Origin of the sequence: Falsiroseomonas selenitidurans (genome assembly GCF_012103215.1) — a bacterium.
Classification (GTDB): domain Bacteria; phylum Pseudomonadota; class Alphaproteobacteria; order Acetobacterales; family Acetobacteraceae; genus Falsiroseomonas; species Falsiroseomonas selenitidurans.
This window is the reverse complement of the sequence record NZ_JAAVNE010000049.1, coordinates 1-22,521: the sequence shown is the minus strand read 5'-3', so window position 1 is coordinate 22,521 and position 22,521 is coordinate 1. Positions and strand designations below refer to the sequence as shown.

Here is a 22,521-nt window from a genome sequence, read left to right as displayed (position 1 = left end):
CCTGCGCGGGATGCACCTGCTGGCATGACGCACGACGATGTTCCCGAGGGACGTATCCTCTCCGTGCGCGGCGCCGTTGTGGACATCCACTTCGAAGGCGACGCGCTGCCCGCAATCAACACCGCGATCATCGTGGCATGGGACCGGCCCGAAATACTGATGCTGGAGGTCCATAGCCACGTCGATCCACAAACCGTCCGCGCCATCGCACTGCAGCCGACCGCGGGGCTCGCGCGCGGGACGGCGGTGCGTTCGACCGGAGCGCCGGTCAGCGTGCCGGTGGGAGATGCGGTCCTCGGGCGGCTGCTTGATGTGGTCGGCACGTTGCGCGACGGCGGGCCGGCCTTGCCGGGCGACACGCCGCGCCGCTCGATCCATCACGCGCCCCCCGCGCTGGCGGATGAGACTGCGACAGCCGGCGTCTTCGAGACCGGCATCAAGGTGATCGACCTGCTGACGCCGCTTGCCTTGGGCGGCAAGGCCGCGATGTTCGGCGGCGCTGGCGTCGGCAAGACCGTGCTGGTGATGGAGCTGATCCACGCGATGGTTGAGAAGTACCAGGGCATCTCGGTCTTCGCCGGCGTGGGCGAGCGCTCGCGCGAGGGCCATGAGTTACTAACAGATATGCAGGAATCCGGCGTGCTGGCGCGCACCGTGCTGGTCTATGGGCAGATGAACGAGCCGCCCGGTGCGCGCTGGCGCGTGCCGCTGACGGCGCTGACCATCGCCGAGTATTTTCGGGACCAGAAGCACCAGAACGTGCTTCTCCTGATGGACAACGTCTTCCGCTTCGTCCAGGCGGGCAGCGAGTTGTCGAGCCTGCTCGGGCGGCTGCCCTCGCGCGTTGGCTATCAGCCCACGCTGGCGACGGAGGTCGCCTCACTGCAGGAGCGCATTGCCTCGGTGGCCGGCGCCGCGGTCACCGCGATCCAGGCGGTCTACGTCCCCGCCGATGATTTCACCGATCCCGCCGTGACTGCCATCTCCTCCCATATCGACAGCATCATCATGCTGTCACGCCGCCTGGCGGCGGAGGGCTTCTATCCCGCGATCGACCCGCTCGCCTCCTCCTCGGTTCTACTCGACCCGCTGGTGCTGGGCGAGGAGCACTATCGGATCGCCCAGCAGGTGCGCGAGACGCTCGCGCGATTCAGGGAGCTGGAGGACATCATTGCCCTGCTCGGCGTGGAGGAGCTCGGCACCGCCGACCGGCTGGTGGTCAAGCGGGCGCGGCGGTTGCAGCGCTTCCTCAGCCAGCCCTTCGCCGTGACCGAGGCCTTCACCGGCATGCGAGGCCGCAGCGTGACCCGCGCGGAAACGCTGGCCGGCTGCCGCGCTATCCTTGATGGCGAGGCCGATGATTGGGCGGAAAGCTCGCTCTACATGATCGGCACGCTGGATGAGGCACGGCAGAAGGAGAAGGCGGCGCCATGAGGCTGCGCATCCTCACTCCGCTCAGCATCGTCACCGATACCGAACCCGTGCTGTCGCTGCGCGCCGAGGATGCCAGCGGCGGCTTCGGAATCATGTCTGGTCACACAAATTTCCTGACCAGCCTGACCATCGGCGTGGTGAGCTGGACGGATGGCGCGTCGCGGCAGCACCACTGCGCTGTGCGCGGCGGCGTGCTCAGCGTCAGCGCCGGGAGGGACATCGCCATCACCACGCGCGAAGCCGTGGCCGGTGATGATCTCGCCACGCTCGATGCGACGGTGATCGCCGGTTACCGCGCCGAGATCGAAACCGAACGGGCGGAACGCACCGATGACATCCGTCTGCAGCTCAATGCGATCCGCCGCATCGTGGGCCAGCTGGGCGGGCGCCATGGCCGGGGGCAGTTGGGATGAACGCACAGCCTGACGAACAGGACCCGCTGGTGAAGGGCGTGCGCCTGCGGGCGGACCGGCAGCGCCGTTGGCTGCGCGATGGCGATGCTTCGGTCGGCCGCCACCTGGCGCAGATCGGCGTGCTGGGCTGGATCATCGTCGTGCCCATGCTGCTGGGCGCGCTGCTCGGCCGTTGGATCGATGCCTCGCGTGGTTCGGGCGTGTTCTGGACGGCGCCGCTGCTGATTGCGGGCCTGGCGCTGGGCTGCTGGTCGGCCTGGAAATGGATGCGCGACTCGTGACCATCGGGGTCTCGCTTGGCCTTGGCCTTCTGCTGGGATGGGTGTTCTTTGGTGCGCTCTGGTGGACCACCCGCCGGATGCTCGGCGGCGGCGCCGTCTCGCTGCTGCTGGTCTGCCATGTCGGCCGATTCGCCCTGCTTGCGGGCGGGCTGGTCTGGGCCGCGCGGCTGGGCGTTTGGCCGTTGCTGGCGATGGCTTGCGGCATCACCCTGGCGCGTCTGGCGATGATGCGCGGCATACGGAGCATACCGGCATGATCTCCCCGCTCAGCAGCGTCGTGCTGTTCCACCTCGGCCCGGTGCCGATCAGCGAGGGCGTGGTCGTGACCTGGGGCATCATGGCCATGCTGGTCCTGGCCAGCGTTCTGCTCACCCGCCGGCTGAGCCTCCGGCCCTCACCGACCCAGGCCTTTCTGGAGCTGGTGGTTGAGGCGGTGGACAGCCAGATCCGCGACACGATGCGCGTCGAGCCCGGCCCCTACCGGGCCTTCATCGGCACACTTTTCCTTTTCATCTTCGTCGCCAACTGGACGAGCCTCGTGCCAGGGGTGGATCCGCCGACAGCGCATCTGGAGACTGACGCGGCGCTGGCCCTGCTGGTCTTCCTCGCCGTCATCTGGTTCGGCGTGCGGGCCGGCGGCATGCGGGGTTATTTCGCGAGCTTTGCCTCGCCCACCATCTTCATGGTGCCGCTCAACATCGTCGAGAGCGTGACGCGCAGCTTCTCGATGATGGTCCGCCTGTTCGGCAATGTGATGAGCGGCGTCTTCGTCGTCGGCATCGTGCTGTCGCTGGCCGGACTGCTGGTGCCGATCCCGCTCATGGCGCTCGATCTGCTGACCGGTGCCGTGCAGGCCTACATCTTCGCAGTCCTCGCGATGGTCTTCATCGCCGGCGTGGTCGAGGACGCAAAGCCCTCCGCCGACGATCCCGAAAGGAAATCACCATGAACTGGTTGGCCCTCGCCAGCATCGTCTGCGCCGCCTTCGCCGTTTCGATCGGCGCCATCGGCCCCGCCCTTGCGGAAGGCCGCGCGGTCGCCGCCGCGATGGACGCCATTGCCCGGCAGCCGGAGGCCGCCAGCACCATCTCGCGCACGCTTTTCGTCGGCCTCGCCATGATCGAGACCACCGCGATCTACTGCCTGGTGATCGCGCTGCTCCTGCTATTCGCCAACCCGCTGCTGGCGTGAGCGCATGAGCATCGATTGGTGGAGCCTCGGCCTCCAGACGATCAACGTCGCTATCCTGGTATGGCTGCTGGGTCGCTTCTTCTGGCGCCCGGTGGCGGCGATGATCGCTGAGCGGCGCGAAACGGCCGAGGCCACCCTGAAGGCGGCCGCGGATCGTCAGGCCGAGGACAAGGCGGCACTGGCAGACATCGAGAAAACCCGCGCCGGCTTCGCCGCAGAGCGTGACGCCATCCTCGCCGCCGCGCAGGACCAGGCGGAGACGGCCAGCAAGGCGCGTCTGGCGGAGGAGGCCAGCGCGGCGACCGCGCGGGCGTCCGCGGCCAGCGCGGCCATCGCGAAGGACCGGCGCGATGCCGAGAATTCCTGGTCGCTGAGCGCTGCCACCCTGGCCACCGCGATGGCCGGCCGGCTCGCGACGCGGCTTGACGGCGCGGCGGTCCGGGCCGCCTTCCTGGAATGGCTGCTCCAGGGCATCCGCGCGCAGCCCGAGGCGATGCGCCTGGCCGCCGCGGCGGAGGCGTCGCTGGAGGCGACGACGGCCACGGCGCTCGACGCAGCCGAACAGGACCGCTGCCGGGCGGCGATCGGCGAGGCGCTGGGCGGGCATCCGGACATCACATTCACCGTCGACGCCGCGCTGATCGCCGGCATCGAGCTGCGCGGGCGGCATCTGGAGGTGGGCAACAGCTGGCGTGCCGACCTGGCCAGGATCGGCAAGGAGCTGGCACATGGCGCCTGAACAGGACGGCCCGGCGGATGCCTGGCTCGTCGGCGCCCGCGCCAGGCTGGCTGGCGCCGAACTTGGCCCGCATGTGGAGCAGGTTGGGCGGGTCGAGGAAGTCGGCGATGGCATTGCCCTTGTCTCCGGCCTGCCCGATCTGCGGCTGGATGAGTTGGTGCGCTTTGCCAAGGGCCAGTTCGGCTTCGCGCAGGTGCTGGAGCGTGATCGCGTCGGCTGCGTGCTGTTCGACGACGTGGATGGCATCGAGGCCGGGGACGCGGTGCGCGGTACCGGCGATGTCGTGCGCGTGCCGGTCGGTCCCGGGCTGCTCGGCCGCGTGGTCGATCCGCTGGGGCGGCCGCTGGATGGCAAAGGCCCCATCCTCGCGGAGGAGACGCAGCCCATCGAGCAGCCGGCGCCCTCGATCATCGACCGCGACCTGGTGCAGCAGCCGGTGCAGACCGGGCTTCTCGTGGTGGATACGCTGTTCGCGCTCGGGCGCGGCCAGCGTGAGCTGATCATCGGCGACCGCGCCATCGGCAAGACCACGGTCGCGATCGACACCATCATCAGCCAGAAGAACAGCGACATCACATGCGTCTATGTCGCCATCGGACAGAAGAGCTCCAACGTGCAGCGGGCGATCGAGGCGATCCAGACATTCGGCGCGCCGGAGCGTTGCATCATCGTGGTTGCCAGGGCAGCCACCTCGCCCGGGCTGCAATGGATCGCGCCCTTCGCCGCCTTCACGATGGCGGAGTATTTTCGCGATCGCGGCTGGCATGCGCTGATCGTGCTCGACGACCTGTCCAAGCACGCCGCCACGCATCGCGAGATCGCCTTGCTCACCCGCCAGTCGCCGGGCCGCGAGGCCTATCCGGGCGATGTGTTCTACGTGCATGCCCGGTTGCTGGAACGCGCGGCGAAGCTGTCCAAGGCAAAGGGCGGCGGATCGCTGACCGCCCTGCCGGTCGTCGAGACCGATGCCGGCAATCTCAGCGCCTATATCCCGACCAATCTGATCTCGATCACCGATGGCCAGATCGTGCTGGACACCAAGCTGTTCCATGAGGGGATGAAGCCCGCCGTCGATGTCGGCACCTCCGTCAGCCGCGTCGGCGGCAAGACCCAGGCGAAGGTGCTGCGGCTGGTGGCGGAGACGCTGCGGCTCGACTACGCGCAGTTCCTGGAGCTGGAGAGTTTCACCCGCTTCGGCGGCATGCCCGACACCCGGGTTCGCAAGCAGCTCTCTCGCGGCGCCCGCATCCGCGCCATTCTCGACCAGCCGCAGCATGCACCGCTGCGCCTGTCCGAGGAGGTGGCGCTGGTCCTGGCCGCGCAGTCCGGCGTGCTGGATGCGCTGCCGCTGCCCGCGGTGGCCCGGTTCCGCAAGGGGCTGGGTGCGGCGCTGGAGCGCATTGCCCCCGAAGCCATGCAATCGATCGAGACCGATGGCACGCTCGACGACGCCCAGAAACAGGCGCTGCTAGAGGCATTGCGCGCCCATGCGGCCAGTATGACGCCGCCGATGCCAGAAGCCGCGCCGGCATGACCGAGCGCCTGGGCGACATCAGCGCGCGCATCGAGGGCATCCGGCAGCTCGGTGCGGTGGTCAATGCGATGCGCGGCATCGCCGCGGCGCGGGCGCGGCAGGCGCGTGACCAGCTTGCCGCCGTCGATAGCTATGCCGCCTCGATCGCCGGGGCCATCAGTGAGGCGCTGGCCCTCGCACCCGCCGCGCCCACCGTCGCGACGCCAGGGCGGGCTTTGGTGGTGTTCTGCGCCGAGCAGGGTTTTGCCGGCGCCTTCTCCGAGCGGGTGCTTGAATCGGTCGGCGCCGATCTTGCGGCCAGCACCGTCTTGCTCGTGGGAACGCGTGGTGAGTCGGTTGCGGCGGAGCGCGGTGTCGCCCTGGGCTGGCACGCTGCCATGCCGGCGCATTCGTCGGGTGTGCCGAAGCTGGCCGACCGCATCGCGTCGGCGATCTACGACCGGATCGCCCGGGGCGACATCGGCAGCGTGGAGGTGGTCTTCAGCCTTTGGGAGGCGAGCCGCGGCACGCATGTCGAGCGCCAGCGGCTGCTGCCCTTCGACGCGACGGGGATGCCGCCGCCGCGCGCCGGTGCTGCGCCGCTGATCTACCTGCCGCCGCAGGTGCTGCTGGGTGATCTCACCGCCGATTTCCTCCATGCCCAGCTCTGCCGCGCGGCGCTGCACGCCTTCGCCGCGGAGAACGAGGCCCGCATGGCCGCGATGGCCGCCGCCCGCGGCCAGATCGAGCGGCGCCTTGGCACGCTGCAAGGTCAGCAGCGCCGTGTGCGTCAGGAGGAGATCACCGCCGAGATCATCGAGCTCGCGGCCGGCGAGACGGCCGGGCGGGAAAGACAGGGCTAGTCACGACACTTCGTGCAGCGCCTGGCCCTTCGCTTCGAAGGCGGAGATATTGGCCATGGTCACTTCGGCGATCGCGGCCATCGCTTCGCGCGTGAAAAATCCCTGGTGGCCGGTGACCAGTACGTTGGGGAAGGTCAGCAGGCGCTCGAAGACATCATCGGGGATCACCGTGTCCGAAAGGTCCTCGAAGAAGAGCGGCCCCTCCTCCTCATAGACGTCGAGGCCGAGATGGCCGATGGCGCCGCTCTTCAACCCGTCGATCGCCGCCCGGGTGTCGAGCACCGCACCGCGGCTCGCGTTGATCAGCATCACGCCGCGCCGCATCCGTGCGATTGCCGCTTCATCGATCAGGTGGCGCGTTGCGGGCAGCAGCGGGCAGTGCAGGGTGATGATGTCTGCACCGGCCAGCAGTTCCTCGAACGGCAGGTAGACGACACCGGCCGCAACCAGTTCGGGGTCCGCGAGCGGGTCATGCGCCATCACCTGGCAACCGAAGCCGAGCAGGATGCGCGCCGCCGCCGCACCGATGCGCCCGGTGCCGACGATGCCGACACGGCGGCCGTGCATGTTGAAGCCGAGCAGACCATCGAGCGAGAAATTGCCCTCCCGCACCCGGGCATAGGCGCGATGGATGCCACGATTGAGCGATAGGATGAGCGCCACGGCGTGCTCCGCCACCGCTTCGGGCGAATAAGCGGGCACGCGCGCGACGGTGATGCCCAGGCGCTTCGCCGCCGCGAGATCGACGTTGTTGAACCCGGCCGAGCGCAGTGCCACAAGGCGCACCCCCAGCCCATGCAGCGCTTCGAGCGTTGTGGCATCAACCGTATCGCTGACGAAGGGACAAACCGCACTCGCGCCACGCGCAAGAATGGCGGTGTCCGGCCCCAGACGCGCCTCGATGTAGGTGAGGCGGTGATGCGCCCCGGCAGCCGCGTCCATGAAGGGTCGATCGTAGGGCTTGATGCTGAACAGCGCGACGTCCATGGCGAGATCCTCCGGGCGTTATGCCGGTACCCACGCGCTGCCGCGTCGTCCGATCCTTGCCAACGTACTGCGCCGGCGGGGCCGGGGGAGAGGGACGGAAAACACGCAGGTCGAGGCGCCGCAATGGCGTGCGCCCTGACGGCATCCTCGCCGCGATGGCCAGGGCGCATCGGTAGTTTCCGAGGCTGGTTACCTCCCTTCCGCCGCGCCTAAGGCTTGCGGCGCGTCATCGGCTCCCCGGCACGGCGCGGCAAAGGAAGACAAAGCAATGGCCGAGACGATCGCGGTCCTACCGCCCGCAGTGCCCATCGCGCCGGTCCTGCCGAGGGTCGAACCGAAGACGCTGTTCATCGTGGCCTGGGCGCTCTGCCTGGTCTTCTACTTCCTGCAGTATGCGCTGCGTTCCGCGCCGGGCGTGATGATCCCTGAACTCACGACGGCCTTCGGTCTGACGACGCTGGGGATCGGCTCGCTGCTCGGGCTTTACTACTACACCTATGCCGCCTTCGCGCTGGTCTCGGGCGCCTCGCTCGATCGCTATGGCGCCAAGATGCCGGTCTTCATCGGCATCCTCGCCACCGCCATCGGAAGCGTGCTGTTCGGGCTCGGCTCCATGAGCATGGCCGAGGGCGGACGGCTGCTGCAGGGCGCAGGCTCGGCCTTCGCCTTCACCGCGGCGGTCTATCTCGCGGTGCATGGCTTCTCGGCGAAATGGCTCGCCACCGCGGTGGGCGTGACGCAGCTCGCGGGCATGCTCGGCGGTTTCGCGGGGCAGTTCGCGGTGAGCCCCCTGGTGCATGGGCCCTTGCCCTGGCAATCCTTCTGGCTCTGGTCCGGTGCTGTTCTTGTGGTTCTCGCGCTTGTCGCGCTGGCGGTGACGCCGAGCCGGGGCGAGCCCGCGACGGGCGGCTTCTGGTCGATGTTCGCGCCCTACAAGGTGGTGCTGACCAATCCGCAATCCTATCTCTGCGGCGTCATCGGCGGGCTGCTTTTCATGCCGACGACGATCGGCGACATGATCTGGGGCGTGCCCTTCCTGCCTCAGGGTCTCGGCGTGCCTTCGGGCGAGGCGGTGATGCGGGCGTCGATGGTGCCGCTCGGCTGGGTGATCGGCGCGCCGCTGCTGGGCTACCTCGCCGACCGGATCGGGCGGCGCAAGCCGGTGCTGTTCGGCGGCATCGGCCTGATGCTGATCTCGGGCATCGGCATCGCCTATTTCGGCGAAATCATCCCGCCCTATCTCGGCGGCCTGCTGTTCGGCATTGGCTCGGGTGCCGCGATGATCCCCTACACGATCATCAAGGAAGCCAACCCCGACAAGGTGAAGGGCAGCGCCACCGGGGCGATGAATTTCCTGGTGTTCAGCCTCAGCGCCTTTCTCGCCCCGGTCTTCGGCCTGGTGCTGATGCGCCTGTCCGGCGGCAACGCGCTGACGCTGGCGGATTTCCGCACGGCCAACGGCATCTGGGTCGGCGCCATTTTGCTGTCCCTCGTGCTCACCTTCTTCCTGCGCGAGACCGGAACCGGGCGGCGCGCCTGACGCCCCGCCCTGCACATCAACGCGACCTGCCAAGAAGGACCGGCTGCCATGGAACGCGACGTTCTGCACCGACTGCTAAGCGACATGCTGCTCTCCCGCGCGTTCGAGGAGCGGGCGGCCGAGGAATACGGCAAGGGCAACATCGTGGGCTTCCTTCACCTCTACCCCGGTGAGGAGGCGGTCGGTGCGGGCGTGCTCAATGCCGCGGCGCCGTCGGACTATGTCGTCAGCGGCTATCGCGAACATGCCCATGCGCTGATGCGCGGCACACCGGCGCGCGAGGTCATGGCCGAGTTGTTCGGTCGCGCCGATGGCGTGAGCGGCGGAATGGGCGGCTCCATGCACATCTTCGACGCCGAGCGGCGCTTCATGGGTGGCTACGCCATCGTGGGCGAATCCTACCCGATTGCGATCGGCATTGCCTATGCGATCGCGATGCGCCGGCTGCCCGAGGCGGTGATCTGCTTCTTCGGCGATGGCGCGGTGAACCAGGGCACCTTCCACGAATCGCTCAACATGGCGGCGCTGTGGCGTCTGCCGGTGCTTTTCGTGTGCGAGAACAACCACTACGCCATCGGCACCGAGATCCATCGGCACTCTGCCGTCACCGAGGTCTACAAGCGCGCCGCCGCCTATAACATCCCGGCCGAGAAGGTCGATGGGATGGATGTGAGCCGCGTCTACGATGCGACGCGCCGCGCCCTCGACCTGATCCGCCGTGGCGGCGGGCCGCAGTTCATCGAATGCGAGACCTATCGCTTTCGCGGCCACTCCATGGCCGACCCCGGTTCCTACCGCCCAGTCGCCGAGGTGAAGGCACAGATGGCGCGCGACCCGATCACGACGGCGATCGGCGAGGCCGCGATCCGCCTGCCCACGCAAGCCGAACTCGCGGAAGCGGGCGCCGACACCATCGCCCGGTTGACGGCCCGCATGGTCGAGGCCGGCCATCTGGCTGAAGTCGAGATGGAGGGCCTGAGGAAGGCCGCCGATGCGGTGGTGGAGGATGCCGTGCAATTCGCCCTGCACAGCGCCGAGCCCACGATGGCGGCGGCCTGGGCTCACATGACCTGCAACCGACGCGACGAAGTCCTGATCTAGGAGACGAAGATGTCCGAGGAAACGCTCTACTGGCAGGCCCTCAACAAGGCCATGGACACCGAGCTGGAGGCCGATGAGTCGGTCTTCACCCTCGGCGAGGATGTCGGCCTGGTCGGCGGCAGCTATCGCGCGACGCAGGGCCTAATGGCGAAATACGGCGAGTGGCGCGTGCGCGACACGCCGATCTCCGAGGGCAGCTTCACCGGCCTCGGCGTGGGCGCGGCCCTGGTTGGCATGCGCCCCGTGGTCGAGATCATGACCGTCAACTTCATGCTCCTCGCACTCGATTCCATCATCAACGCGGCGGCGAAAATCCCCTTCATGTCCGGCGGCCAGTTTCGCATGCCGCTGGTGATCCGTGTGCCCGGCGGCATCGCCAAGCAATTGGGCGCGCAGCATTCGCAGCGGCTGGAGCACACGATTATGAATGTGCCTGGGCTGCGCATCGCCGTGCCGTCCACGCCGCAGGATGCCTATTGGCAGCTGCGCCAGGCGATCGCCAGCGACGAGCCGATCATCCTGCTGGAACATGAGCTGCTGTACTTCAGCAAGGGTCCGCTCGACATCCTGGCCGAGGCGCCGCCGATGCATCGCGCCGCAAATCGCCGCCCGGGCCGCGACGTGACCATCATCAGCTATTCCCGCCACGCCTTGCTGTCGGCCGCGGCGGCGGAGGAACTGGCCAAGGACGGCATCGAGGCGGAGGTCATCGACCTGCGCAGTCTCAAGCCGATCGACTGGGACACCTGTGCGGCGTCGGTCGAGAAGACGCACCACCTGCTGATCGTCGAGGAGGATTGCCGCTTCGCCGGTGCCGGCGCCGAGATCGCGGCGACGCTCGGCGAGCGCTGCTTCGGCGCGCTCGATGCGCCGGCGACGCGGCTCGCGGGACTCGACATGTCGACGCCGTTCAATGGCACGCTGGAGGCAGCGAGCATTCCGCAGGTCGCCGATATCGTCGCCGCCGCGCGCAAGCTGTGCCGGCCGGCGAAGACCCCGGTGGCGGCTGCCGCGGAATGAACACGCCTATCACGATGCCGACGCTCTCCGACACGATGGAGACAGGCCGGCTGGTCAAATGGACGAAGGCGGCGGGCGACCCGGTCAAGAAGGGCGACGCCGTTGCCGAGGTCGAGACCGACAAGGCGGTGATGGATGTGGAGGCGTTTCATGACGGCTTCCTGGCCGGCCCGCTGGCGGCGCTGAACACCGATCTGCCTGTGGGCCAGGTGATCGGCTATATCGCCGATGCGCCAGCTCAGGAGGAAGCCGCGCCAGCGAAGGCCGCTCCCGCCGCAACGCATCCGAAAGCGATTCCAGCTGCGGTCCCGGCGCCATCGGCCGCGGCGTCCCTCACTGGCGTTGAAGCGCAGACCCCCAAAGCCTCGAAGCCCGCCGCACTGGCGAAGGCAGCCGAGGTGCCTGCCTCAGCAAAGCCAGCGGCCGCCTCCAGGAGCGCCGTCGAGGCGCCTGCGACACCGGTTAGCGGCAACACCACCGCGTCATCGGTGCATGAAAACGCCGCGCCCGGCACGCCCACGCCGCAATCGAATGCCATGCCCGTCGTGCCAGGCGCGGCATCGCCGCCCGCGCATGTCGATTCATCACCCTTGGCACGCCGCGCGGCGGAGGCGGCGGGCGTCTCGCTCGCTGGCCTGCATGGCTCCGGCCCGCATGGCCGCATCGTCGCAGCCGATGTGGAGGCCGCACGGCACGGCGCCCCGGCAACGAAGGAGCAGGCAGTGGCAGCGCCAGTGTCCCCCGTGTTGCCTGACGACGGCATCCGCGCGCTCTACCCCGAGGGCTCCTACGACCTTGTGCCGCATGACGCCATGCGCCGGATCATCGCCGCGCGGCTGGTGCAGTCCAGCGTCACCATCCCGCATTTCCAACTCACCGTGGATTGCGACATCGGCGCATTGCTGACGGCCCGCCACGGGATCAACCGGGACGCTCCGCTGGACGCGGCGGGCGTGCCGCTGTGGGACCTCTCGATCAATGATTTCGTCATCAAGGCGCTGGCCGTCGCGTTGCAGCGCGTGCCGGCCGCCAATGCCATCTGGACCGATGCGGGTATGCTGCGCTTCCGGCGATCGGATATCGGCGTCGCTGTCGCCATCGACGGCGGGCTCATCACCCCGGTGGTCCGCGAAGCCGATGCGAAATCGCTCTCGACGCTGTCCAACGAGGTGAAGGCGCTCGCCGCGCGCGCCCGCGCCCGCAAGCTGAAGCCCGCGGAATACCAGGGTGGTGTCAGCACCGTCTCCAATCTCGGCATGCGCGGCATCCGCGAATTCACCGCGCTGATCAACCCGCCGCAATCGAGCATCCTCGCGGTCGGCGTCGGCGAGCAGCGCCCCGTGGGGCGTGACGGGCAGCTCGTGCTCGCCACGATGATGACCGTGACGCTGTCCTGCGACCATCGCGTCGTCGATGGCGCGCTGGGCGCGGAGCTCATCGAGGCCGTCAAGGCGCTGATCGAGAACCCGGTGATGATGGCGGTATGAGCATCACATCGCAGCCTAGGCAGGGGATGAGCAATGTCTGAGACGGAATTCGACATCATCATCATCGGCTCCGGCCCCGGCGGCTATGTGGCGGCCATCCGTGCCGCCCAGCTCGGCTTCAAGACGGCCATCGTCGAGCGAGCCTATCTCGGCGGCATCTGCCTGAACTGGGGTTGCATCCCGACCAAGGCGCTGCTGCGTTCGGCCGAGGTGTTCCGCACCATGCAGCGGGCGCAGGGATTTGGCCTTTCCCTGGAGAAGCCCGGCTTTGACATGGGCGCAATGGTCGCGCGCTCGCGTGCGATTTCCCAGCGTCTGAACGACGGCGTCGGCTTCCTGATGAAGAAGAACAAGGTCTCGGTGATCTGGGGCGAGGCGCGGGTCACCGCACCCGGAAGCGTTACCGTCGGCCCGGCCAAAAGCGCGCCACCGAAAGATGCGCTGGGTGCGGGCGACTACCACGCGGCGCATATCATCATCGCCACCGGCGCACGGCCGCGGGTGCTGCCCGGGTTGGAGCCCGACCAGGCGCTGGTCTGGACCTATTTCGAGGCAATGGTGCCCGAGCGCCTGCCGAAATCGCTCCTGATCATCGGCTCCGGCGCGATCGGCATCGAATTCGCCTCCTTCTATCGCGCGCTCGGCACCGAGGTCACCGTCGTGGAGATCCTGCCACAGATCCTGCCGGCCGAGGATGCCGAGATCGCTACCCTCGCGCGCAAGAGCTTCGCCAAGCTGGGCATCACCTTCATGACCGATGCAAAGGTCACGAAGCTCGAAAAGGGGACCGACAGCGTCACCGCAACCATCGAGACGGCGGGCAAGACGCAGACGCAAACGTTCGAGCGTGTTCTCGTCGCGGTCGGCGTGGTCGGCAACACGGAGAACCTTGGGCTGGAGGCGCTAGGCGTCATCACTGAGCGCGGCCTCGCAACCATCGATGCCGCAAACCGCACCAATGTGGCGGGGATCTATGCCATCGGCGATGTCTGCGGCGGGCCCATGTTGGCGCACAAGGCCGAGCATGAGGGCGTGCTCTGCGTCGAGGCGATCAAGGGGCTCAATCCACCGCCGATGGATCGGCTGATGATCCCCGGTTGCACCTACAGCCTGCCGCAGATCGCTTCGGTGGGCCTGACCGAGCAAGCCGCAGTGGCGCGGAAGCGCGACATCCGCGTCGGTCGGTTTCCCTTCCTCGCCAATGGCAAGGCGATCGCGCTTGGCGAGGAACAGGGGCTTGTAAAGGTGATCTTCGATGCCGAGACCGGCCGGCTGCTCGGCGCCCATCTGTTCGGCGCCGAGGTGACAGAACTCATCCAGGGCTACGTCGTCGCGATGAACCTGGAGACCAGCGAGGCGGAGTTGATGTCCAGCATCTTTCCGCATCCAACGCTTTCCGAGGCGATGCACGAGGCGGTCCTCGCGGCTTATGGGCGGGCATTGAACGACTGATCTCCGCGGTCTGCACCCCGCGGCTAGGTCAGCACAACGTTCCCGGGCGGCCGTCGCGCGGCGTAGGGAAGCGTCGGACCATGGCCGAAGCGCATGACGATGTCTGGCCGGCGTCCCGCCAGGCCCAACACACCGGCAAGCGCCGGCCGCAGCGCCGGCACTTCCACCGGCTGGTTGATGAAGGCGTGCCGCAAGCCAAGCGCCGTCGCCTTCAGGGCAAACCTCTGGCAGGCACGCCCCACGCGCACCCAGTGCTCACGGTCTTCCCGATCGCCGAGGAAGATTGCTATACCGGCGGAGGAGCGGATCTGGCGGGCATAGGCATCGCCCTCGGATGCGGCGGTGGCAAAGGCGCGGAACAGGAGCGGTCCTAGCCAGCCCGGTGTCGAGGGGCGACCGCTCGCCGCGCTGAACAACCCGTCACCACTGGCGATGGCCTCGCGCGGATTGAAGCGGAGCCAGCTTGTCAGCTCACGCAGGAAAGCCGGATCATCCATCTGTGCGCGCGTGCCAGAGACGACCAGATCGCGAACAAGGTTCATCCCTGGCCGGTCCGTGATCAGAACAAGCTCAACGCCGGGAACGGCCGCGGCGGTGGCCAGTGCCTGAAGATCCGCCACACCGGCGGGCCTGCCATCAAACTCCGCCCTGGTCGATTGGCGCTGGACGATGGCGCCGAAAAGGTCCGCGCTCTCGGCGGGCCCCTCAGCGAAGCGGAAGCTGACAAAGCCGTCTCCCGCCGGGTCGAAGCGGATCCTTCCGGACCGACCGCTGGCGGCCGCGGCGAGCGCCAAATTCTCGGTCGCGCAGCCCAGGCTGACGAACAGGTGATGGTCATCGGGGTCCACCACCGGCGTGCGGCGCGTGAGATCGGGCAGGATATCGATGCCGTCTTCCCGCAGACGGAAGGTCCAGGGCTGCGTGTTGTGTCCATTTGGGGCCAGCGTTGCGTAGCGGATCAGGTCCAGCATTGCGGGTTGCGCGGGCAGCGGCGCGCGCATGCTGGCGACTTCGGACGCATAGGTCTCCATGCTGCCCATGCCACGCACGGTTAAGTAGGATGCAGTGCCCAACGCCGCTGCGCCGCCGGCGCCGGCCAGGATGAATCGTCTCAGCATTTGGCTGCCGAGGCCGATGCGACCAAGCCGCGACGGCTCCCGGAGCGCATTGCTGCCTTGAGCCGCGGCAACCCCCCCAGCCCCACAAGCAGCACCGCAGCGGCCCGCAGGCCGATCTCCACCGCGCCGAACATGCCCGATCAGGCCAGGACTGGCCTGCGCGCCTGACTATCAGCCGCCCGGCGTTGATCGAGCGTCGGATAATCTGTGTAGCCATGCGCGCCGCCGCCATAGAGCGTCGCCTGCGGCATCAGCGCGTTCAGGGGCGCATGGTCACGCAGCCTGGCCACCAGATCAGGATTGGCGATGAAGAGTCGGCCGAAGGAAACCAAGTCGGCCTTGCCGCTCGCCACTTCCTGCATCGCCATCGCGCGGTCATAGCCATTGTTCACCATCCAGGCGCCGTCGAAACGGTCGCGCAGTGCGCCGTAGTCGAAGGGCAGGCTGTCGCGCGCACCGCCCGTCTCACCCTCGACCACATGCAGATAGGCTGGGGCGATCCGGTTGAGCTCCTGCACGACGTGGTTGAACAGAGCCTGCGGGTCGCTGTCATGGGAATCGCCGGCGGTGGAGACGGGCGACAGCCGCACGCCGAGCCGCCCGGCGCCAATGGCCTCCGCACAGGCCTTTGTGACCTCCAGTAGCAACCGCGCCCGGTTCTCGATCGCGCCGCCATAGGCGTCGGTGCGATGGTTGGTGCCATCGCGCAGGAAGGCGTCGAGCAGGTAGCCATGCGCGCCGTGGATTTCCACGCCGTCGAACCCGGCATCCATGGCGCAGCGCGCGGCATGACGGAAATCCTGGATGATTCCGGGGATCTCGCGCAATTCGAGCGCACGCGGCATCGAGACATCCACGAAGCCTTCCCCGGCCACGAATGTCTTGGTCTTCGCACGGATGGCGGAGGGGCCGACCGGTGCGGCGCCATCTTTCTGGAAGCTGGTATGCGAGACCCGGCCGGTGTGCCAGAGCTGCACGAAGATGCGGCCGGCCTTGGCGTGCACGGCGTCCGTCACGCGGCGCCAACCGCTGACCTGGTCCTCGGTGTAGCAGCCGGGCGTGTCGGCATAGCCTTGTGCCTGCGCGCTGACCTGCGTCGCCTCGGCGATGATCAGGCCGGCGGTTGCGCGCTGCGCGTAGTATTCCACCGCGAAAGGACCAGGGACGAGGCCAGGGCCCGCGCGGTTGCGCGTGAGCGGCGCCATGACCATGCGGTTGGCGAGATGCAGCGCGCCCAGCTGCATCGGCTCGAACAGGGCTTTCGCGGGGTGGGTCTTCAAGGTGTGTGTCATGGCAATGATCCTCGGTGGCCCAGCGGTGCTGGCAGTGGTCGACGAAGCCGGGGATCGGTTCATCGCTTGGGCGGTGGCGCCGCCCGCTTCATCAGGTCCGGGCGAGGATGTCGTCCGCCATGATATCGGTCCGCCGCTTCCCTGCCGCGGTCGGATCGTACTTGTGGAAGTTCTCCGCCGCGCGCGCCTTCGTGGGTAGCAGCGGCATGAAGCGCCCTCCTGGTATGGTCGAAGGTCATGCGCGCGGGCGGCGGGCCGCGGAAGGCTCGGAAAACACCGAGGGTCTTCAGTCGATGACGGAATCCCTCGCAACCGACAGCAGCGCAGCGATGGCTTCGCAAGCGCATGGCGGCAGGCGCTTGCCTACCTTGCCTCAGTAGACTCCGAACCTTACGCCCCGGGTCCTCCGTGCGTCATCGTGCCCCACGCACACAGGAGCTCGCGCCATGTCGATGATCGCCGAACCACGCCTGAAATCCGTCGCGCCCAAGCCGTCAGTGAAGGACGCCGTCGACCATGCCCGCGCGGCGGCGCAGGAGCTGCACGGCGCGCTCAGCGACGCAGCAGCCACCGTGCATGGCACGGCTGTCGTCCATCGCGATGATCGGGGACGCTTCGAGGTCGATACCAAGGAGACCCATCCGGTCTTCGCGACCGCGGTCGGCGTGGGCATCGGTGCCTTGCTGGGCGTCCTGGGCGGGCCGGTGGGAATTGCCGTCGGCGCGGCGGCTGGGGCGGCGATTGGTGGCTCCATCGATCTCGATCGTTCCGACGTCCGCGAAGCGGCTGCAGATGACGCAGGTCTCGTGATCGCCCGCGGCCAGTCCGCGGTCATCGCCGATGTCAGCGAGGAGGGGATCGAGGCCATTGGTGAGCGGATGCGAAACCTCGGCGGCACCGTTCATCGCCGTTCGAAGAGCAGCCTCGAGGTGGAGGCGTCGCTCGATCGCGGGTTCTATCCCTATGAGGACTACCTCTACCCCTACGAATATGTCCCGAGCCGCTATGCCTTCTACTATCCGCGCTGAGTACGCCTGAACGGCCACGCATTTTCAACCAGGAGCAGACCATCATGTCGCCGAGCCATCCTGCCACCCGCCGCGCGCTGCTCACCGTCGGTGCCGGCCTTGCTTCCGCTGCCCTGATCAGTGTCCGCCCCGCCAGGGCAGAGGCCACCCGTGCCGAGATCGACCGTGAGGTCGCCGCAGCCGTCGCGCATCTGCACGGCATGGCGAATGCCGCACCGCTGTTCCAGCACGCCAATGCGGTGCTGGTCTTCCCGCGCATCATCGCCGGCGGATTCATCATCGGCGGCCAATATGGCGAAGGCGCACTGCTGCGCGGGAGCGCCACGCAGGGCTATTTCAACATCGCCGGCGCGAGTTTCGGCTTCCTCGCCGGTGCGCAGACCTCCGGGCTCGCCATGTTCTTTATGAATGACGCCTCGCTCGCGATGCTGATGCGCACCGAGGGCTGGGAGATCGGCACCGGCCCCTCCGTCACCTTCCTCGACCGTGGCGTGCAGGCCAATGTCACCTCCAGCACGCTGCGCGAACCGATCTATGCCATCACCTTCAGCCAACAGGGCCTGATGGCGGCGCTCGCGCTGAACGGCACCAAGATCACTCGAATCAGCCCGGCGTAAAGGGCACCGCCCCGGGCCCGAGCCATCGCGCCAGGACGTGGAAGCCTTAAAACTCCCACCAGGCCCTTCAGCCGGTGTCCGCTTCCGCCGTCAGGGCCAGCCGCGCCAGCGCCGGTAGCGACTTGGCACCGGTGCGCCGCATGATCTCGGCCCGGTGCGTCTCCACCGTGCGCTGGCTGATGCCGAGATCGGCGGCGATGTTCTTGCTCGGCTCCCCCGCCAGCACACGCGTCATGACCTCGCGCTGCCGCGTGGTCAGGCTGGTCAGGCTGTCTGTCGCCTTCTGCCGCCAGGCGGCCAGCTTGCCGACGTCGCGTGACTGTATAAGCGCGCGGTCGAGAGCGGCGCGCAGCGTCGCCGCACGCACCGGCTTCTCGATGAAGTCGGAGGCGCCGGCCCGCATCGCCTGCACGGCCGCACCCACATCGCTCAAGCCCGTGACCATGATGGCCGGGAGTGAATCGCCTGCCTCCCGCAGCCGCGCCAGCAGATCGAAGCCGCTCATGCCGGGCAGTTGCGCATCCACCAGCAGGCAGGCATCGCCGCCGGCGCGGTAGGCTTCCAGGAACGCCTCGGCGCTCCCATGCCCGATCACATCCTGCCCGTCGCGTTCCAGCACGCGCATCAGCACGCTGCGTGCCTCCGCGTCATCCTCCACCACATGGATGGTGGTCCTGCCGCTTGACTTGGGGCGATCCGGCGTATCGTTCAGCAGACGCTGCATCAGATCACTGAGGTCTGCGGCGCTCACCGGCTTGTGCAGGCGAGGCCAGTTCCGCGCGGCGATGTCACGCAGCGTTTCGGTCGAGATATCGGCGGTAAGGATGATAACCGGCACTGCCGTGCCCAGCCTTTCGCGCAGCAGATCGCCGAGGCGCAGCCCGTCCATACCCTTGGGCAGGTTGAAGTCGGTGAGGATGATCTCGGGCCGGATGGCGCCGCGCGCGATGAGGGCAAGCGCCGCCACGCCATCCGCGGCGGCGATGGCGACATGCCCCTCATCGGTCAGCACGCGCACCAGCAGGTCGCGCACCTCCGGGTCATCCTCGATCACCAGGATCGCGCCGGTGCGGTGTGGGGTGGCCGAGGGCACCTCCGGCGCGGATATGGCCTGTTCGGACGAGCATAGCGGCACCGCGATCGCGAACATCGAGCCGCGCCCCGGTTCGGAGTGGACCTCCAACCCATGCCCGAGCAGTCCGGCCAGGCGCTGCACGATGGAAAGCCCAAGGCCCAGCCCACGCGCGCGCTCCCGCGCCGCATTTTCGAGCTGGTGGTACTCGTCGAAGATGACGAGCTTGTCTTTTTCGGGGATGCCGATGCCGGTGTCCCAGACCTCGATGCTGAGCATGTCGCCGCGGCGGCGGCAACCAATCAGAATGCGGCCTTTCCTGGTGTACTTCAGCGCGTTGGAGAGCAGGTTGCGCAGCATCTGCTCCAGCAGCCGCGGATCGCTGCGGATGCTGAGGCCGCAGGGCGCAACGCGCAGTGCCAGCCCATGCCCGTTGGCGAGATAGGTGAATTCCGCGCGCAGGCGGTCCAGCATCGGGCCTATTGGCAGGACGACTGGCTCCGCCTGCAAGGTGCCGCTCTCGATCTGGTTGATGTCGAGCAGCGTATCCAGCATTCCGGACATGGCGGCAAGCGTGGGCTCCTGCATCGCCAAAAGCGTGCGGGCCTCCTCTCCCTCGACCTGCTTCGCCAGCAGATCGCGCAGCAGGGTCAGCGTCTGCAGGGGCTGCCGCAGGTCATGGCTGGCAGCAGCCAGGAAGCGCGATTTTGCGGCGCTCGCCTGTTCAGCGTGCAGCACCGCCTCGCGCAGCGCGGCCTTGGTCTCCAGCCGTGCGGTGATGTCCACGAAGGTGATGACCACGCCAGCGACCGTGCTGTCGCGGGCACGGTAGGGCAGGACGCGCCGATTGAACCAGACACCCCCGGCCGTAACAATTTCCTGCACGCGCGGCGCGGCACCGGCCAGGACCGCCGCCGCATCGTCGAGCAGTGCCGCATCGGTGGCCAGCGACCGCAGGTCAGCCAGCGGCCGGCCCATATCACTGGACAATACGCTGAACAGGGCGCGCGTCGCCGGCGTGAAGAAGCGGATGCAGAGTTGCGGGTCGAGGAACAGCGTCGCTTCGTCCGTGCTGTAGAGAACGTTCCGCAGGTCGTCCGAGGTGGTGCGGCTGTGCTCCAGTGTTTCCTGCAGCTGGCCATTCAGCACGCTCAGCTCCTCGTTCAGCGATTGCAGTTCCTCCTTTGAGGTCAGCAGCTCCTCATTGGTGGACTGGTATTCCTCGCTGACCGAGAGCGCCTCCTCGTTCACCGCACGCTGTTCCTCGGCGGCGTGTTCGAGGTCCTGGATCGCGGCATGCAGTTCGGCACGGGTCGTCTCCAGCTCGCGTTCGAGTGTGGCGATGCGCGGCCGTTCGCCCGCCTTTCCCGTCCGGCCTGGCGGCGTTGGCACGAGTGCGGCCTCAATGAAGGAGACCAGGAAAAGTGCCTCGCCTTCATTGGCAACCGGTCGGATTTCCAGGTGGGGGGTCGTGCTCTCATCCCGCACGCAACCCTGCCCGGCGACGTGCGCGGCGGCGAGCGCAGCGCGCAGCCGCACTCGCAGGGCCGGCCGCGCCACGGCGAGCAGATCCTGTGTTGCGGTGCCGGGCGCATGCAGAAGATAGCGGTCGGTGGGGCCGAGCGAGTGCAGGCAATGCCCCTGAGCATCCACCAGCACGGTGGCAGGCGCATGGTGCTGCTGCACGAGGCGACGGCATAGCTCCGCCATGCGCCCGGCGCGCGATGCCATGGCGGGGCGCGGCGTCGTGAACAGCGGCACGACAGCGCGGTCGGCGCTGTTTGGGCCATCCGCCCCGTCACGCCGCCAAATGCGTTCGGACTTCGCCAGCACGGCGAATCCTGCCGCGCTCGCACCCAGATTCTCCGACCCGCCCAGCAGCAGGATACCACCCGGGCGCAGCGCGAAGCGGAACAGCGCAGCCACCCGCGCCTGCGCCTGCGGTTTCAGGTAGATCAGCAGATTGCGGCAGGAGACGAAATCGAGCCGCGAGAAGGGCGGGTCCGCCAGCACATCCTGCACGGTGAAGACCACCAGCGATCGCAGATCGCTGTTGACCTGCCAGTCCGTTTCTTCCCGCGTGAAGAAGCGCGCCAACCGCGCGGCGGATACGGCGGTTTCGATGGAGAGGGGGTAGTGAGCCTGCCGCGCCGTGGCCACCGCATCCGCATCCTTGTCGGAGGCAAAGATCTGCAGGCGGATGTCGCTTCCGGCGGCGCTGATCGCCTCGCGGAACAGCATGGCGATGGACCAGGTTTCCTCGCCGGTGCTGCATCCGGCGACCCAGATGCGCAGCGGCCGGTCCGCGGGATGCGAGTTCAGCAACGCCGGGATGACCTGCTCTGCCAGGAGCGCGAAAACCTCCGGATCGCGGAAGAATCCGGTCACATGGATTAGCAGGTCCTTGGCCAGTTGCGTCACCTCATCGGCATCGCCTTCCAGGCGGGACAGGTAGCCGGCAAGGCCGGATACGCCGGCGATGCCGACGCGGCGCTCGATCCGCCGGCGCAGCGTTCCCGGCTTGTAGAGGGTGAAGTCGGTCCCGGTCTTGTGTCTAAGCAGGGCCACGATATCCCCCAGCCGGTCGCCATTGGCGCGGGCGGGTTGCTGCGACTGGTGCAGGAGCGCCGCGGGCATGGCGGCTACGGGCAGCACGAGATCCACCGCGCCGGCGGCGATGGCGGCGCTCGGCATGCCGTCGAAAGCCGCCTCGGCCGGCAACTGCGCGATGACGAAACCGCCGGCCGCGCGCAGGGCCAGCGCGCCTTGCGTGCCATCCTCGCCGGTGCCCGAGAGGACAACGGCCATGGCGCGCGCGGGCGCTTTGCCCGCGGCCAGCGACTTCAGCAGGACATCGAAGGGCAGCCGGGCGCCATGCGGCTCGGTCGGTAGCGACACGACAAGCCGACCGTCCCGTACCGAAAGGGCCGTGCCTGGCGGGATGATGTAGAGGTGCTCGGCCGTGAGAAGCTCACCATCGCGGGCCTGGGTGACGACAAGCGCGGTGTGCGTCGCCAGGAGATCGACCAGGAGGCTTTCATGGGTGGGCTCGAGGTGCTGCACCAGGATGAAGGCAAAGCCGGTCGGCCGCGGCAGGGCAGCAAGCAATTGCCGATAGGCGTCCAGGCCGCCGGCAGAGGCGCCGATCGCGATGATGGTTTGCGACATGTCAGGATGGGGATGTGGTGCAGGCAAGACGGTGTCCTCCTGCGCACGACGCAATTCTGCGCTGCGGATTTCTCCTTAACAGGTCCGCCGTCCGCATTCGAGTGTGGAGCGGCCCCCAATTCGACCGGACAGGCGGCGCAACCGTGAGGGCCTGGGCGTAAGCCTAGGCGTGCGCCTATGTCGAAGCCCATCGAGCGCGTTGAAA

General features: G+C 67.9%; 20 protein-coding genes. 16 read left to right on the top strand and 4 right to left on the bottom strand.

The window, feature by feature from the left end:
- The first annotated feature begins 24 nt into the window (after positions 1-24).
- Genes atpD through HEQ75_RS22255 form a run of 9 tightly spaced genes read left to right on the top strand, consistent with a single transcriptional unit; the run spans position 25 to position 6,434 of the window.
- Positions 25-1,434: a F0F1 ATP synthase subunit beta gene (gene atpD, locus HEQ75_RS22295; protein WP_168034333.1), complete on the top strand. Its 1,410-nt coding sequence runs from the start codon at positions 25-27 to the stop codon at positions 1,432-1,434.
- Positions 1,431-1,847, top strand: coding sequence for a F0F1 ATP synthase subunit epsilon (locus tag HEQ75_RS22290; RefSeq protein ID WP_168034332.1), 417 nt, complete (start codon positions 1,431-1,433; stop codon positions 1,845-1,847). The genes atpD and HEQ75_RS22290 overlap by 4 nt, the downstream gene beginning before the upstream one ends.
- Positions 1,844-2,128 carry an AtpZ/AtpI family protein gene (locus tag HEQ75_RS22285; RefSeq protein ID WP_168034331.1) on the top strand — a complete coding sequence of 95 codons (285 nt, stop codon included), beginning with the start codon at positions 1,844-1,846 and terminating at the stop codon, positions 2,126-2,128. Before HEQ75_RS22290 ends, HEQ75_RS22285 begins: the two co-directional genes overlap by 4 nt.
- Positions 2,125-2,385 (top strand): N-ATPase subunit AtpR, encoded by a 261-nt coding sequence (locus tag HEQ75_RS22280; protein ID WP_168034330.1) that lies wholly within the window; start codon positions 2,125-2,127, stop codon positions 2,383-2,385. The genes HEQ75_RS22285 and HEQ75_RS22280 overlap by 4 nt, the downstream gene beginning before the upstream one ends.
- Positions 2,382-3,077 carry a F0F1 ATP synthase subunit A gene (locus HEQ75_RS22275; RefSeq protein ID WP_168034329.1) on the top strand — a complete coding sequence of 232 codons (696 nt, stop codon included), beginning with the start codon at positions 2,382-2,384 and terminating at the stop codon, positions 3,075-3,077. The genes HEQ75_RS22280 and HEQ75_RS22275 overlap by 4 nt, the downstream gene beginning before the upstream one ends.
- Positions 3,074-3,319 (top strand): F0F1 ATP synthase subunit C, encoded by a 246-nt coding sequence (locus HEQ75_RS22270; protein ID WP_168034328.1) that lies wholly within the window; start codon positions 3,074-3,076, stop codon positions 3,317-3,319. The genes HEQ75_RS22275 and HEQ75_RS22270 overlap by 4 nt, the downstream gene beginning before the upstream one ends.
- 4 nt (positions 3,320-3,323) lie before the next feature.
- On the top strand, positions 3,324-4,058 hold the full coding sequence (locus HEQ75_RS22265; protein WP_168034327.1) for a F0F1 ATP synthase subunit delta: 735 nt from the start codon (positions 3,324-3,326) through the stop codon (positions 4,056-4,058).
- A complete protein-coding gene (locus HEQ75_RS22260; RefSeq protein WP_168034326.1) occupies positions 4,048-5,592 on the top strand; it encodes a F0F1 ATP synthase subunit alpha in 1,545 nt (514 codons plus the stop codon). Before HEQ75_RS22265 ends, HEQ75_RS22260 begins: the two co-directional genes overlap by 11 nt.
- On the top strand, positions 5,589-6,434 hold the full coding sequence (locus HEQ75_RS22255; RefSeq protein ID WP_168034325.1) for a F0F1 ATP synthase subunit gamma: 846 nt from the start codon (positions 5,589-5,591) through the stop codon (positions 6,432-6,434). The genes HEQ75_RS22260 and HEQ75_RS22255 overlap by 4 nt, the downstream gene beginning before the upstream one ends.
- Here HEQ75_RS22255 and HEQ75_RS22250 read toward each other — a convergent pair whose 3' ends face one another.
- The gene (locus HEQ75_RS22250) at positions 6,435-7,421 is read right to left on the bottom strand and encodes a 2-hydroxyacid dehydrogenase (RefSeq protein ID WP_168034324.1); all 987 of its coding nucleotides are present in this window, start codon (positions 7,419-7,421) and stop codon (positions 6,435-6,437) included. It abuts the gene before it with no gap.
- Between the two features lie 268 nt (positions 7,422-7,689).
- Between HEQ75_RS22250 and HEQ75_RS22245 the strand changes: the two genes are divergently transcribed.
- From HEQ75_RS22245 to lpdA, 5 genes are read left to right on the top strand one after another with little or no spacing between them, the layout of a single operon-like run.
- Positions 7,690-8,961 (top strand): MFS transporter, encoded by a 1,272-nt coding sequence (locus HEQ75_RS22245; RefSeq protein ID WP_168034323.1) that lies wholly within the window; start codon positions 7,690-7,692, stop codon positions 8,959-8,961.
- 48 nt (positions 8,962-9,009) lie between these two features.
- Positions 9,010-10,062 (top strand): thiamine pyrophosphate-dependent enzyme, encoded by a 1,053-nt coding sequence (locus tag HEQ75_RS22240; protein ID WP_168034322.1) that lies wholly within the window; start codon positions 9,010-9,012, stop codon positions 10,060-10,062.
- A 9-nt stretch (positions 10,063-10,071) separates the two neighbouring features.
- Positions 10,072-11,082, top strand: a complete 1,011-nt coding sequence (locus HEQ75_RS22235) for an alpha-ketoacid dehydrogenase subunit beta (RefSeq protein ID WP_168034321.1) — start codon at positions 10,072-10,074, stop codon at positions 11,080-11,082.
- Entirely contained in the window at positions 11,079-12,569 is a 1,491-nt protein-coding gene (locus tag HEQ75_RS22230; protein WP_168034320.1) for a 2-oxo acid dehydrogenase subunit E2, read from the top strand. The genes HEQ75_RS22235 and HEQ75_RS22230 overlap by 4 nt, the downstream gene beginning before the upstream one ends.
- A gap of 33 nt (positions 12,570-12,602) precedes the next feature.
- Positions 12,603-14,021, top strand: coding sequence for a dihydrolipoyl dehydrogenase (lpdA, locus tag HEQ75_RS22225; protein ID WP_168034319.1), 1,419 nt, complete (start codon positions 12,603-12,605; stop codon positions 14,019-14,021).
- A gap of 23 nt (positions 14,022-14,044) precedes the next feature.
- Here lpdA and HEQ75_RS22220 read toward each other — a convergent pair whose 3' ends face one another.
- Complete coding sequence (locus HEQ75_RS22220) at positions 14,045-15,052, bottom strand: Acg family FMN-binding oxidoreductase (protein ID WP_235962049.1); 1,008 nt, start codon at positions 15,050-15,052, stop codon at positions 14,045-14,047.
- 227 nt (positions 15,053-15,279) lie between these two features.
- Entirely contained in the window at positions 15,280-16,431 is a 1,152-nt protein-coding gene (locus HEQ75_RS22215) for an alkene reductase (protein ID WP_168034345.1), read from the bottom strand.
- A gap of 446 nt (positions 16,432-16,877) precedes the next feature.
- Between HEQ75_RS22215 and HEQ75_RS22210 the strand changes: the two genes are divergently transcribed.
- Complete coding sequence (locus HEQ75_RS22210; RefSeq protein ID WP_168034317.1) at positions 16,878-17,459, top strand: DUF1269 domain-containing protein; 582 nt, start codon at positions 16,878-16,880, stop codon at positions 17,457-17,459.
- A gap of 44 nt (positions 17,460-17,503) precedes the next feature.
- Complete coding sequence (locus HEQ75_RS22205; protein WP_168034316.1) at positions 17,504-18,076, top strand: lipid-binding SYLF domain-containing protein; 573 nt, start codon at positions 17,504-17,506, stop codon at positions 18,074-18,076.
- Positions 18,077-18,143: 67 nt separating this feature from the next.
- On the opposite strand, the gene HEQ75_RS22200 is transcribed toward HEQ75_RS22205, so the two are convergent.
- Entirely contained in the window at positions 18,144-22,316 is a 4,173-nt protein-coding gene (locus HEQ75_RS22200) for a chemotaxis protein CheB (RefSeq protein ID WP_168034315.1), read from the bottom strand.
- Positions 22,317-22,521 lie beyond the last annotated feature (205 nt).

Bases quoted from the DNA above. Each gene is read 5' to 3' on its own strand.
- HEQ75_RS22250 (WP_168034324.1), bottom strand. From the start codon at position 7,421: ATGGACGTCGCGCTGTTCAGCATCAAGCCCTACGATCGACCCTTCATG.
- HEQ75_RS22260 (WP_168034326.1), top strand. From the start codon at position 4,048: ATGGCGCCTGAACAGGACGGCCCGGCGGATGCCTGGCTCGTCGGCGCC.
- HEQ75_RS22245 (WP_168034323.1), top strand. From the start codon at position 7,690: ATGGCCGAGACGATCGCGGTCCTACCGCCCGCAGTGCCCATCGCGCCG.
- atpD (WP_168034333.1), top strand. From the start codon at position 25: ATGACGCACGACGATGTTCCCGAGGGACGTATCCTCTCCGTGCGCGGC.
- HEQ75_RS22230 (WP_168034320.1), top strand. From the start codon at position 11,079: ATGAACACGCCTATCACGATGCCGACGCTCTCCGACACGATGGAGACA.
- HEQ75_RS22215 (WP_168034345.1), bottom strand. From the start codon at position 16,431: ATGACACACACCTTGAAGACCCACCCCGCGAAAGCCCTGTTCGAGCCG.
- HEQ75_RS22200 (WP_168034315.1), bottom strand. From the start codon at position 22,316: ATGTCGCAAACCATCATCGCGATCGGCGCCTCTGCCGGCGGCCTGGAC.
- HEQ75_RS22265 (WP_168034327.1), top strand. From the start codon at position 3,324: ATGAGCATCGATTGGTGGAGCCTCGGCCTCCAGACGATCAACGTCGCT.
- HEQ75_RS22240 (WP_168034322.1), top strand. From the start codon at position 9,010: ATGGAACGCGACGTTCTGCACCGACTGCTAAGCGACATGCTGCTCTCC.
- HEQ75_RS22220 (WP_235962049.1), bottom strand. From the start codon at position 15,052: ATGGAGACCTATGCGTCCGAAGTCGCCAGCATGCGCGCGCCGCTGCCC.
- HEQ75_RS22275 (WP_168034329.1), top strand. From the start codon at position 2,382: ATGATCTCCCCGCTCAGCAGCGTCGTGCTGTTCCACCTCGGCCCGGTG.
- HEQ75_RS22255 (WP_168034325.1), top strand. From the start codon at position 5,589: ATGACCGAGCGCCTGGGCGACATCAGCGCGCGCATCGAGGGCATCCGG.
- HEQ75_RS22290 (WP_168034332.1), top strand. From the start codon at position 1,431: ATGAGGCTGCGCATCCTCACTCCGCTCAGCATCGTCACCGATACCGAA.
- lpdA (WP_168034319.1), top strand. From the start codon at position 12,603: ATGTCTGAGACGGAATTCGACATCATCATCATCGGCTCCGGCCCCGGC.
- HEQ75_RS22285 (WP_168034331.1), top strand. From the start codon at position 1,844: ATGAACGCACAGCCTGACGAACAGGACCCGCTGGTGAAGGGCGTGCGC.
- HEQ75_RS22235 (WP_168034321.1), top strand. From the start codon at position 10,072: ATGTCCGAGGAAACGCTCTACTGGCAGGCCCTCAACAAGGCCATGGAC.
- HEQ75_RS22270 (WP_168034328.1), top strand. From the start codon at position 3,074: ATGAACTGGTTGGCCCTCGCCAGCATCGTCTGCGCCGCCTTCGCCGTT.
- HEQ75_RS22205 (WP_168034316.1), top strand. From the start codon at position 17,504: ATGTCGCCGAGCCATCCTGCCACCCGCCGCGCGCTGCTCACCGTCGGT.
- HEQ75_RS22210 (WP_168034317.1), top strand. From the start codon at position 16,878: ATGTCGATGATCGCCGAACCACGCCTGAAATCCGTCGCGCCCAAGCCG.